This is a genomic window from Lelliottia sp. GFLA7, from assembly GCF_056490165.1.
The window spans coordinates 96,903-108,996 of record NZ_JBWLAQ010000007.1; the positions used below are offsets into that span (position 1 = coordinate 96,903).

The following is a 12,094-nucleotide window of genomic DNA, read 5'->3' on the forward strand; positions in this document are numbered from 1 at the left end:
CTCCTCTCCTCATGGGCAGAGGAATCCCGGTATTTTTTTAAGAAGCGATGGTTATTTCTCTATTTAAATTAATAATTTACAACTAACCCCTGGTCCGGCTGTAAATCGCTGAGTCGTTGACCAAAGGCCGGGGCGACGATTTTCTTGCCGGGAGCCCGGGTCGCCAGGGCGGCGGCGATTGAGCCGCCATGGCACGTTCACCGGTTTCGTCATCACAGAGAAGCACGAGACTGGAAGTGAACGGAATAACCTCCTGAGCCGCATGCTCCCCCCTCACCCCAGCCCTCTCCCTAAATGGAGAGGGAGTAAATTGTGCAAATCATCCATTTCCAGGGATCCCTCAGCCCCGCGGGTGTACGGTCCGGGGCATCAGACGCAACCCATCAGGCAAAATCCCATGCTATGCTGTTGGCCGAAAAAGAGACCAACACATCGCAGGGGAGAACATGGGTTCCACACGAAAAGGGATGCTAAACGTCCTGATTGCCGCCGTTTTATGGGGCAGCTCAGGGGTTTGCGCGCAGTACATCATGGAGAAAAGCCAGATCTCCTCGCCATATCTCACCATGATCCGCCTGCTGTTCACCGGCGTGATTCTGCTGACATTATCCTTCGTCCACGGCGACAAAATTTTCTCGGTCATCAAAAATCGCAAAGACGCCATCAGCCTGCTGATTTTCTCGCTTTTCGGCGCGCTGGTCGTCCAGCTCACCTTCCTGGTAACGATCGAAAAATCCAACGCCGCCACCGCCACCGTGCTGCAATTTTTATCGCCAACCATCATCGTGGCGTGGTTCGCGCTGGTACGTAAAAAACGTCCTGGGATATTTGTCTTCGCGGCGATTATGACATCGCTTATCGGCACGTTTCTGCTGGTCACGCACGGCGATCCGACATCGCTGACCATCTCCCCGGCCGCGCTTGCCTGGGGTATCGCTTCGGCCTTTGCCGCCGCGTTTTACACCACCTATCCCTCCACGCTGATTGCCCGTTACGGCACGCTGCCGATTGTTGGCTGGAGTATGCTGCTGGCGGGGCTGATGCTGACGCCGTTCTACGCCGGACGCGGAACCACGTTTGTGATTGACGGTAGCTTGCTGCTGGCGTTTTTCTATCTGGTGGTGATTGGCACGGCGCTGACTTTCAGTCTGTATCTGAAAGGCGCGCAGATGATCGGCGGACCTAAAGCGAGCATTTTGAGCTGCGCCGAGCCGCTGAGCAGCGCGCTGCTTTCCGTGTTGCTATTAGGCGTGGCGTTTTCACTGCCGGACTGGCTGGGGACGTTCTTGATTGTTTCGTCGGTTGTGCTGATTTCGATGGATTCGAGACGGCGCGGGCGGACATCGGCGTAACCTGATGCCCTCTCCCACGGGGAGAGGGAGAAGAGTGCGTCACTCACTCCCAGATGGGAGATAAAGTGCTTGATTCCCTCTCCCTGTGGGAGAGGGTTAGGGGAATCTACTTCGCCTTCACTTTTCCCGCCACCAGCAGCGCGGTGAGCAGCATCAGCGTACCGGACAGCACCAGCGGTGACGTCAGACCTAAATTATCCAACGCGTAACCGCCTACTGCCGCACCACAAGTATTCGCCAGCTGAATGACAGCCACCTGAATAGACCCGGCTTTTTCTGCCTGATCGGCAAGAGAACGGGTGATCCACGTTGACCAACCAACCGGCACCAGCGCAAAGGCAAAACCCCAGATAATCGCAATCGCAGACGCCACCCACTTATCACTCCCCCAGAAAATCAGCACGGCTGCGCTTATCGCCAGCACCAGCGGTGCCCCTGCCAGCGCCACTTTCAGCGAGAGTTTAAGAAACTGTGCCGACAGCGACGTACCGACAAAACTGGCGATACCAAAGCTCAACAGCACCAGAGTCAGGCCGTCGACGTCAAAGCCCGAAAGCGTGGTGAAAATCGGACGAATATAGGTGAAGAACGCAAACTGCCCGGCAAAGGCCATAAAGATGGCGGTCATCCCCGCCAGCACACCAGGGCGTTTGAGCAGGCTAAACATGTTTTCTTTATGATGCGCAGGCTCACCCGGCAGCGAAGGCAACGCTTTCCACACCCAGAAAATACACAACACGCCCATCACCGCTGCGCCGTTAAACACATTACGCCAACCAATAATTCCGCCGAGGAAACTGCCCAGCGGTGCGGCGATCACCAGCGCAATGGAGACCGCACCAAAGATAACGGACAGCGCTTTTGGCACTTTGCGCGCTGGCACCAGGCGCATCGTCAGCGATGCCGACATCGCCCAGAATCCGCCTAACCCTAGCCCCAGACAGGCTCGGCCCAACAGCAGCAGGGTAAAGCTATTGGCAAACGACACCAGTACGCAGGAAAGTGTTAACAACACCGCGAATAAAATGACCACTTTGCGGCGATCAATAGTCCCGATGACCTGGGTGATAAACAGGCTGGCGAACATCGCGACAAAAGCGGTGACGGTAACGGACTGACCGGCGACGCCTTCAGAAATCCCGAGATCCTGCGCCATCGGCGTGAGCAGGCTAACCGGCAAAAATTCCACGGTAATCAGGCAGGCGACGCAAAACGCCACGGAAAAAACCGCGGACCAGTTTGGGCGCGAGACCTCTTTGGCATGCGGTGTGGGCATTGATTGGATCTGTTCTGTCATGGCGTTACCTGGTGATAAACGTGCGGAAAAGTCGCACAGTTTACCACCAAAAGTGTGACCAATTTAACGTTTTGACAACTTTTGTGCTTTCTCTGGGCGGCTCGGCCATCCCATTTTGATGCCTGCGCGTTGCCAGACAAGACAGATAGCGCTTTCGTGCAGCCGATGAAATCAGTGCAAAAAGAACACGCCCTCTTCCGGCAGGAACAATTGGTTATAGCGCAGCTGGAAAGCGTTCAGCTCATGCGCTTCCGGCTCCATCTCGCGCATAAAACCGAGCGTCAGGCGGATTTGCGCGTCGGTTATCGGCGCAGCCAGACGCGCTTTGCGCAGCAGTCGATGCCAGGTTTGCATATTCTCATCGCTACCATCAACGATGCAGACCTGCCAGATCAGCAATACCTGCGCGGCATTTTGCAGATGGGCCTCATCCGGACGCTCAAGATAGCGGATAAACTCATTGCCTGCGGTTTTACCAAACTGGTCAATCATGGATTCCAGCGGCACTGGCGTGATACCTAAACGTTCACTTAAACGTTTGATTGCGCGGCGCGAATCGGACGTCAGGATGCGAAATCCAACGATAAACACCACAGCGAGGGTGGCCAGCATTATCCAGACCATGCGTTCTCCTTAATTTTAGCTGCTCATGATATCGGGAAACGCGCGGGGTCAACAGCAGGTGAGATAATAATAATGAACTGGAAAAAACTGGAAAGGTGTCAATGCAGATGCGGCAGGCTTGAAGCGCGGCGCTCTGGTCAAAAGGCATAAAAAAGCCCGGCGGTCAGCCGGGCAAAGCATTACTGCATACTCAAGCCATTTTCAGTCGTTGGAGACGTTTCTCGCGGCGGATTTTGCGCTCTTCCAGGACGGCGACCATCGCCATCAGGCAGATACAGGCAATCGCGGCGGCGTCCAGCGCGGCAAAGGTGCCCGCCCAGCCGGTCAGACCGAAAATCGGGGTGCCGTCGGCAATCATACCGAGGCCTAATTTCGCGAAGCTGTCGCCGATCAGATAGGCGAAGGTGCCCTTAATCCCATCGGCAGCGCCGATCGCTTTTTTCGGCACAAATCCGACGGCTGCAACGCCAATCAACAGCTGCGGGCCAAACACCAGGAAACCAAGTGCAAACAACGACGCCAGATACACATACTGGTTGCTGGCATGCTGATAAACACCGAGCGTGGCGATGATCAGTGCCAGCGCCACACATGCTACCAGCGCGCGGCGACCGTTCGCCAGATCCGACAGCCAACCCCACAGCAGCGTGCCGACCAGCGCACCCACTTCAAACAGGGTAAAGCCCTGAATCGCCACCTCTTTGGACAATTTCAGTTCCTGGAAGGCGTACACGGTGGACCACTGGTCGATACCGATTCGCACCACGTACAGGAAAATATTGGAGAAACACAGCAGCCAGATGACTTTGTTTTTCAGCACATACTCCACGAAGATCTGCCATTTGGTCATCGACTCATCTTCGGCTTCTTTGTCTTCTTCGCTCAGCTCTTCGTCAAACAGCTCTTCCGCTTTGCCCAGGCCATAGGATTCCGGGGAGTCACTGCCGTAGCGCAGGCCGATAAAGCCGACAATCAGCGCGATAATCGACGGGAAGATAAACATACCGATGACGTGACCGTCGAACAGGACGTTTGCGCCAAACAGCGCCACGCCTGCTGCACCCGCCCCGCCCAGGTTGTGGGAGATATTCCACATGCCGAGGTAAGACCCACGCTTGCGGCGCGGCGTCCATTTGGTGATGGTCGAATAGCTGCACGACCCGCCGGTACTCTGGAAGAATCCGCTCAGGGCGTAGAAAGCGATCATCATAAACAGGCTGACTGACCCGGTGCCCATGCTGGCGCTAAAGCCGAGCATACAAATGGCGGAGAGGATCAGCATAAACGGCAGGAACTGCTTGGTATTTTTGCCGTCCGCGTAATAGGACACCAGCGTTTTGCCTACGCCGTAGGTGATGGAAAAGCCCAGGCCGATCATCCCAAGCTGCGTCATGCTCAGCCCGTAGGTGGTGATCATGTCGTTCTGCGCGATGTTAAAGTTTTTGCGGATCAGATACATGGTCAGGTAGCCGATAAAGACCACCAGATAGGACTGCATGAACGGCTTAAACCACATCTTGCGCCGCACATCGAGCGGCAGATCCAGGGTCGGCTTGCGCACCTGATTGAGGAAGGCCAGCATGGGTATCTCCTGAGCTGATTTTTAGTCCTGCGAATGGCTGGCATTGTAAAAATCAGCGGGGAGACGCGCCTGAGACAGCGTCCAGGCGAAACCGAGAAAATTTCTTAGTTTTGCCCCGGTTGGGGCGAAAAGGTGAGGCACATCACGCTTCGTTCACCGCGCGCGGGGCTTGGGCATTCAAAAATGGCAGCAACAGCAGGGCAGAAATCCCCGCCGCGATGGCGATAACCGCAAAGAAACCACTCCAGTGCCAGACGTCGATCACCCGCGCCAGCGGCCAGCCGGAAAGCGACGCCCCCAGATAGGCAAACAGCCCGACGAATCCCGTTGCCGCGCCCGCCGCTTCTTTGTGCGAACACTCTGCTGCGGCCATGCCGATCAGCATTTGCGGGCCGAACACGAAGAAACCGGTGGTGAAGAAACACGCCGCCTGCATCACGTAGCTGGCGAACGGCATCAGCCATAGCGAACCCACGGAGAGCAAAATCCCGGCGGCAAAAATCAGGTTCATCGGGCCACGATTGCCGTTGAAGAGTTTGTCCGATCCCCAGCCCGCCACCAGCGCGCCGATAAAACCGCCCAGCTCAAACATCGTCACCGCCGAGTTGGCCGTCACCAAATCCACGCCCAGCGTCTCGGACATGTACAAATTGCCCCAGTCGTTGATCGCCGCGCGCACCACGTAAACCAGCACATAGCACAGCGACAACAGCCAGATGTACGGATTCAGCAGCACGTATTTGGTGAGAATCTCTTTGCGGGTGAGCCCTGCCCCCTCCTGCTGCTGGGCGATTTCCATTTCATCGTGCCGCCAGTCGCCCACCTCCGGCAGACCGACGGTTTGCGGCCTGTCGCGCAAGCGCCAGCACAAGAACAGCCCGGCGAGAATCGCCAGCCCGCCCGCAATCATCATCCCGGTCCGCCAGCCGTAGTGCAGCGCCGCCGCACCGACCACCATCGGGATCAGCGCCCCGCCGACGTTATGCGCGGTATTCCAGATGGCCCACCAGCCGCCGCGCTCATTACGCGAATACCACGTCGTCAGCAGGCGGGCGCACACTGGCGCGCCCCAGCCCTGGAAAAAGGCGTTCAGCGCCCACAGCAGCGCAAACGCCCACAGCGACGTGGAAAAGCCGAACAGGATGTTCACCACGCCGGTGGCGATCAGCCCAAGTCCCATAAAATAGCGGGCGTTGGAGCGGTCGCTGACGATGCCGGAGAAAAACTTCGACAGCCCGTAAGTGATGTAAAACAGCGTCGCCAGCAGGCCGATGTCGGTGCGCGTCATCACGCCGCTGGCGAGGATTTCCGGCGCGGCGGCGTTAAAACTTTTGCGAGTGAAGTAGAACAGCGCGTAGCCCAGCCAGATGGTCATCAGAATATGGCGTCGCCAGTAGCGATAACGCGCGTCGATTTCCGCTTTATCGCCCATCGGCGCAGCGTTGGCGGGCGTTTTCAGGAAGGTAAACATCATCGGTCCTTAGGCAACGCGTCGTGGCAAACTGACGCTGACGCGCGTGCCGTGGGTACATGAAATCGCCAGCGTGCCGCCAAGCGCCGTGACGCGCTCGCGCATCCCTGCCAGGCCAAAGCCCTGCTGGCCGGAACCCGGCGGCAGGCCGCAGCCATCGTCTTCGATAAGCAGCATTAGCCGCTCATCCTGTTGCCAGCCCTTTAGCGTCACCGCGCTGGCGTTGGCGTGCTTGACGATATTATTCAGTCCTTCCTGACAAACGCGAAACAGCGTCACGCGCTGGCCTTCGCTCAGGGTTGATTCGTCAATGTGCCAGTCGAGATGGCTGACGATACCGCGACTTTCCAGCTCCATCTCGCGCATCAGAGAACGCACCGCCTGCGCCAGCGACAGGTCGTCGAGCTGGCGCGGACGCAGCCGCCCAAGCAGACGCCGCACCGAATCGTACACACCAAGCGAAAGCTGTTCGATATGCGCCCCGCTCTGGATCACGCCGCCGTTTTCCGGCGCCAGGCGCTGAACAATTCCTGCCTGAGTGCGGATGGCGGTGATCGTCTGGCCGATATCGTCGTGCAGTTCCCGCGCCACTTCCTGTCGCACGCTCTCTTCGGTTTCGACCAGCCGTTCTGCCAGACGTCGGTTGCGCGCCAGCTCGTTTTGTAATGACTGATTAAGTTCACGCAGGCGCTGAATACCCGCGCCCAGCAGCAGCCCGGTCAGGCTTTGCGCCAGCAGCGAGAGCAATAAATCGACGGGATGATCGTGCCAGGTCTGGCTGGCAATCAGAGCGATCGCGTTCATCAGCGTGGCGATCAGCGCCCCCTGCCAGCCGTAGTGCCACGCCAGCGCAATTATCGGCAGCGCCAGACAAAACGGCGTAAAGCGCGAAAGTTCAGCAGGCAGCCCGAGCTGCAACCACAGGCTGACCACAAACAGCAGCAGATACCAGATGAGATGCCGGGCGCGCCAGTTCACCGGCTGGGAAACCAGCGCAGGCCCCAGCGGCTGCCAGACGGTGCTGGTGAGATAATGCCAGATCACCAGGCAAGTGGGCGCGAGCGTCAACCCACCGGTCAGGGTCAGCAGCAAAGCGTTGAGCATTTCTTGCTGGCCGATCCACGGCAGCGACTGCAACAGTGCGGCGGCAATCAGCGCCGCGCCCTGCCACAGCAACGTGCGCCAGTCGCGCTGGTGGCGATAGCGTGAGATCAGTGCCACGGGCAGGAGCGTCAATACGCCGCCGAGAATCAGCAAAGGCAAATGCGCCAGCGCCACTTCCTGCGCGAGCCAGAACAGCAGCATCCATTCCGCGCCCAGCAACACGGGCCAGTAGCCGCGCGGGCATTGCAGCATCAGTCCGAGGCGCAGGCCAAATGGGAAAAGCAACACTGCCAGTTCTGGCCGTTCGACCAGATGCAGGCTGATGCTCCACAGGCAAAACCAGGCGGCAGAGAAGATAAAAAAGCTGGCGACACCGGAGACCAGGCGCGAGAGAAAGGGATTCATTGCCAGCCGTCAAACATACGGCGTGCCAGCTCGACGTCGTTGCTGACGTCGAGTTTTTCCATCAGGTTGGCGCGGTGGACGTGAACCGTTTTAGGCGATAACCCCAGCTCGACGGCGATTTCTTTCACCGCCATTCCCTGCGCTAGTTTTTCTGCCACCTGTCGCTCGCGTTTCGTCAGCGGATCCTGACGCCCCGCCGCAAGCTTAATGGCGATCTCCGGCGTCAGATAACAGCCTCCCGCCGCCACGGTGCGCACCGCAGAAATCAGTTCATCCGGGCTACAGCGTTTCGACAGAAACCCGCGCGCTCCGGCGTTAAGCGCCTGTTCCACTAGCGCAGGGCTGTCGTGCACCGAGAGCATAATGGTCGACAGGCCTTTCGGCAGTTGGCTCAGCAGCTCCAGCCCGGAAAGGTCCGGCATCGAAATATCGCAAATACACACCTGCACACCGCGCCCCGGCAGGCCCGCCAGCGCTTCGCGGCCCGAACCGAATTCGGCGACGACCTGAAAATCCGGCTCCAGGCTCAGAAGCTGGGCAAAACCGGAGCGGACGATAAGGTGATCGTCGATAAGAGCGATGGTGGTCATGAGGTATTCCTGGCGGATAAAAAACGCGCTTACCTTAACGATAAGCGCGTGGGTGTTCAAGCTATGAGCGATTTATTCGAAGAAGACGGAAATCTTGTTAAACATCGTCGGGTCGGACTGGTTGCGCACCACTTTGGTCACATCTTCCAGTTTATCGATCTGGGCCATCATCTGCTCGAGGCGCTGATCGTCATTCACTAAGAGCCAGATGCGGCTCTGTTCGCTGCCCTGAATCGGCAAGCAGAGAATGCCTTCGACGTTAAATGCGCGGCGGGCAAACAGCCCGCAGACGTGGGTCATGACGCCAGGATGGTTGCGGACGGTGAGTTCCAGAATGACGTTATCATGTTGCTTCTGCATGGTTTATTCCCCCACCATTTCAGTATTGGCCGCACCTGGCGGGACCATCGGATAGACTTTTTGCTGTGGATCGATACGCACGTGAATCAGCGCTGGTCCTGGGCGTGAAATCGCCGCCTGCAACGCCGCGTGCGGATCGGCTTCCGCGTTCAAATCGCAGGCGTGCAGACCAAAGCCTGCGGCGATCTGCATAAAGTTGATCATCCCCGGATAGGTCGCAGCAAACACGCCCTGCTTGTAGAACAGGCTCTGCTGCTGATGCACCAGACCCAGCGCTTCGTTGTTCATCAGAATGATTTTTACGTCTAACTGGTTTTCAGCCGCCGTCGCCATTTCCTGAATGTTCATCATCAGGCTACCGTCGCCGGAGAAGCAAATCACTTTGCGATCCGGATTGGCCAGCGCCGCGCCAACCGCCGCAGGCAGACCAAAACCCATCGTCCCCAACCCGCCGGACGTCAGCCACTGGCGCGGACGGTTCAGCGGATAGGCCTGCGCGGTCCACATCTGGTGCTGACCCACGTCGGTGGTGATGATAGCGCTGTCGTCAACGCAGGCGGCCACGGCGTTGATCAGCCCGTAATGGCTCAGCGGATCGCCTTCAGTTGGGATTGCGCTCGGGAACTCCCGTTGCAGATCGGCCACCAGCTGGCGCCATTCTGTGTTTTCAGTGGCATAGGTTTGCGGAATTAACTGCGCCAGAACCTCGGCCACATCGCCCTGAATCGCCACGTGCGGCTGCTTGATTTTACCCAGCTCGGAGCGATCGATATCGACGTGAATGATTTTGGCGTTCGGGCAGAACTGCTCGGTTTTACCAATCGCCCGGTCATCAAAACGTGCACCAAGAACGATCAGTAAATCAGACTCTTGCAGAATATAGTTAGTGCTGCGCGCACCGTGCATCCCCAGCATGCCCAACGACAGCGGGTGCGCTTTGGGCAGCATGCCCAGCGCCATTAAGGTCATGGTGGTTGGCAGATGGGCTTTTTCAGCAAATTCGCGTACGGCTTCAGACGCGTCAATGGCACCGCCGCCTAAATAGAGCACCGGGCGTTTGGCGGCGTTAATCATCGCCGCCGCGTCACGTATGCTGTCGGCGCTAAATTCCGGCGCGGCCGCACGGCTACCCGGCTCCGGGAAAACGTCGATATCGATTTCAGCGGTTTGCACATCCTTAGGAATGTCTATCCACACCGGGCCTGGGCGGCCGGATTGTGCGATACGAAACGCATCGCTAATAACCTGCGGTAATTCAGCGATATCGCGAACTAAATAGTTATGTTTGGTGATGGGGATAGAGATGCCGTAGGTATCAACTTCCTGGAACGCATCGGTGCCGATCATCGAAGAAGGGACCTGGCCGGTGATACAAATCAGCGGGATGGAGTCGAGGCGCGCATCGGCGATAGCGGTGACCAGGTTGGTCGCGCCCGGCCCGCTACAGGCCATGCAGACTGCCGGTTTGCCCTGTGTGCGCGCCATACCTTGCGCGATAAAACCTGCGCCCTGTTCGTGACGGGCCAGTACATGGCGGATTTGCGTGCTTTGGCTTAACGCGTCATACAGCGGAAGAACGGTGCCGCCAGGAATTCCAGAAACAATGGAAATGCCCTGTCGTTCCAGTAAATGAACGATTAATTGCGCGCCAGTAAAACGCGTCTTGGTGGTTGTCTTGCCCGAACTTGCCATGCTCCAGTCCTTTTCTTTTGAGCCGACACTACGCGTCGTATTTCACGTTGCAGATGCGTTGGCTGCGTTCACTCACCCCAGTCACGTACCTTTGTACACTCCTGAGGATTCGCTCACTTGCCGCCTTCCTACAACCCGAACTACTTCGCATCTCCGGGGGGCGTTTAAAACTAAAAACCCCGCCGGTTTGCGCCGGCGGGGTTTTGGATTCGTGTGTTGATCCAGTCCCTACGGCGCATTGCCGACGACGACCACCACACGCACGACGACCACTGCGGCTGGTAGCGCAGTTTTTAGTAGGGTCGACGTCATCATGGAAGTTGTCATTTAGGACCTGTGTTTGGAATCATTGATGGAATTTATACAAACACAGGTTTCTGGGCGTGACAATGGAAATATTTTCATCCACACAAATTTGAGTCAGGGATCACGTTTCGTTTGTTGAACGCTGAAAACAAAAAACCCCGCCGAAGCGAGGTTTTTTCAGGGTTATGCGGTTGGTTTCCGCAAAACACACTGTGTTACGTCAACGCACGAAGTATACGCGATCGGCGACGAACGCGCAATTTCAGGCACGGATTTTGACGTAATGGAGTATGGATCGCCTGCCGAATTTTGTCTACAAATACCTGTTCATGCATACAGTATTTATCTATACTGATTTTGTTCGCAGTGCGTAAGGGGGCCGCAAGCAATACACCGGCGCAACGAAGTCCTGGCTGAAACGGGTGGTGCCGTCAGTGCCTTAACCCCCTGAAGTGAGCACACTGTGTTACGTCAATCAAGGTGCTGGCAACAGGCGGCGGAGAGGTACGTCAGCACCGTGCTCCTTTTGACTAAAAGGAGACGCGTATGGGCGCCGTGGATATGGTCATTCTTATCCTCAGACTCATTGTTGCGATACTGCAACTGCTTGATGCCGTCCTGAAATACCTGCGGTAATTCAGGTTCAAGTCGCACCTGAGAGGGGCGGGCAACCGCCCCTCTTTAATCACGAGGGAATGTTATGTCGCGTTTGTTAATTGAACCTATTACGCCTGATGAACCGGGCTATATCGCTCTAAAGGCAGAAAGCCTCGCGCTACATTTCAACATGCTGCGCAGGCTCGAAGAGAACTGGCAGCGCGGCGAAAACCGCTTTAACGCACCGGGTGAAAAGCTGCTGGGTGCTTTTCTTAACGGGAAGTTGGTCGGCGTGTGCGGAATCAACCGCGATCCCTTTAGCCAGCAGCCTCGGGCGGGGCGCATTCGCCATCTGTACATTAGCGAAAAGTGCCGCGGTCTGGGGATCGGCAAACAGCTGCTTGCCGTGGTGATGGCCGATGCCAGCATCTGGTTTGATTTCCTCAATACCCACGCGCCAGAGGCCGCGTACGGATTTTACCATCGTGCCGGGTTTAACCTGGTCGCCGATGAGCCGTGCATCACCCACCGCCTTTTTTGCGCGGTATAACGCGCCCGTTTACCGTAGCCTGCTGGCAACATAAGTTGCCGAGCGTTGTTTATAAATCCTGCCTTTCCCCGCTCAATCATTCACCTTTGCAATGATTAATTTGTCGCGCCCGTGTGGTAGATTCCACGCGAATCTGCGGCAAAACGCAGTCACTTATTCTTCAT

12 protein-coding genes are annotated in these 12,094 nt (G+C 57.1%); 3 read left to right on the forward strand and 9 right to left on the reverse strand.

The features are described from left to right. Window positions 1–446 precede the first annotated feature (446 nt). Window positions 447–1,352 carry an EamA family transporter gene (locus AC07RN_RS17320; RefSeq protein ID WP_011915301.1) on the forward strand — a complete coding sequence of 302 codons (906 nt, stop codon included), beginning with the start codon at window positions 447–449 and terminating at the stop codon, window positions 1,350–1,352. 106 nt (window positions 1,353–1,458) lie between these two features. Here the strand turns inward: AC07RN_RS17320 and nepI are convergent, their stop codons facing one another. The 9 genes from nepI to ivbL all read right to left on the reverse strand — a co-directional run bounded on the left by nepI (window position 1,459) and on the right by ivbL (window position 10,804). After that, the gene (gene nepI, locus AC07RN_RS17325; protein WP_478336956.1) at window positions 1,459–2,628 is read right to left on the reverse strand and encodes a purine ribonucleoside efflux pump NepI; all 1,170 of its coding nucleotides are present in this window, start codon (window positions 2,626–2,628) and stop codon (window positions 1,459–1,461) included. Window positions 2,629–2,820: 192 nt separating this feature from the next. Next, complete coding sequence (locus tag AC07RN_RS17330) at window positions 2,821–3,273, reverse strand: DUF1198 domain-containing protein (protein ID WP_235134372.1); 453 nt, start codon at window positions 3,271–3,273, stop codon at window positions 2,821–2,823. A 190-nt stretch (window positions 3,274–3,463) separates the two neighbouring features. Further along, window positions 3,464–4,855, reverse strand: coding sequence for a hexose-6-phosphate:phosphate antiporter (gene uhpT, locus AC07RN_RS17335; protein WP_011915298.1), 1,392 nt, complete (start codon window positions 4,853–4,855; stop codon window positions 3,464–3,466). A 142-nt stretch (window positions 4,856–4,997) separates the two neighbouring features. Continuing rightward, window positions 4,998–6,326, reverse strand: a complete 1,329-nt coding sequence (uhpC, locus tag AC07RN_RS17340; RefSeq protein ID WP_235135800.1) for an MFS transporter — start codon at window positions 6,324–6,326, stop codon at window positions 4,998–5,000. Window positions 6,327–6,335: 9 nt separating this feature from the next. Beyond that, window positions 6,336–7,835 (reverse strand): signal transduction histidine-protein kinase/phosphatase UhpB, encoded by a 1,500-nt coding sequence (uhpB, locus tag AC07RN_RS17345; protein WP_478336932.1) that lies wholly within the window; start codon window positions 7,833–7,835, stop codon window positions 6,336–6,338. Further along, on the reverse strand, window positions 7,832–8,425 hold the full coding sequence (gene uhpA / locus AC07RN_RS17350) for a response regulator transcription factor UhpA (protein WP_011915295.1): 594 nt from the start codon (window positions 8,423–8,425) through the stop codon (window positions 7,832–7,834). Before uhpA ends, uhpB begins: the two co-directional genes overlap by 4 nt. A 72-nt stretch (window positions 8,426–8,497) precedes the next feature. After that, window positions 8,498–8,785, reverse strand: a complete 288-nt coding sequence (gene ilvN / locus AC07RN_RS17355; RefSeq protein WP_011915294.1) for an acetolactate synthase small subunit — start codon at window positions 8,783–8,785, stop codon at window positions 8,498–8,500. A 3-nt stretch (window positions 8,786–8,788) separates the two neighbouring features. Beyond that, window positions 8,789–10,477: an acetolactate synthase large subunit gene (gene ilvB / locus AC07RN_RS17360; RefSeq protein ID WP_478336933.1), complete on the reverse strand. Its 1,689-nt coding sequence runs from the start codon at window positions 10,475–10,477 to the stop codon at window positions 8,789–8,791. 228 nt (window positions 10,478–10,705) lie between these two features. After that, window positions 10,706–10,804: an ilvB operon leader peptide IvbL gene (ivbL, locus tag AC07RN_RS17365; protein ID WP_072241986.1), complete on the reverse strand. Its 99-nt coding sequence runs from the start codon at window positions 10,802–10,804 to the stop codon at window positions 10,706–10,708. A gap of 525 nt (window positions 10,805–11,329) precedes the next feature. Between ivbL and tisB the strand changes: the two genes are divergently transcribed. Continuing rightward, a complete protein-coding gene (tisB, locus tag AC07RN_RS17370) occupies window positions 11,330–11,419 on the forward strand; it encodes a type I toxin-antitoxin system toxin TisB (protein ID WP_041689181.1) in 90 nt (29 codons plus the stop codon). Between the two features lie 64 nt (window positions 11,420–11,483). Continuing rightward, window positions 11,484–11,930: a GNAT family N-acetyltransferase gene (locus AC07RN_RS17375; protein WP_478336934.1), complete on the forward strand. Its 447-nt coding sequence runs from the start codon at window positions 11,484–11,486 to the stop codon at window positions 11,928–11,930. Window positions 11,931–12,094 lie beyond the last annotated feature (164 nt).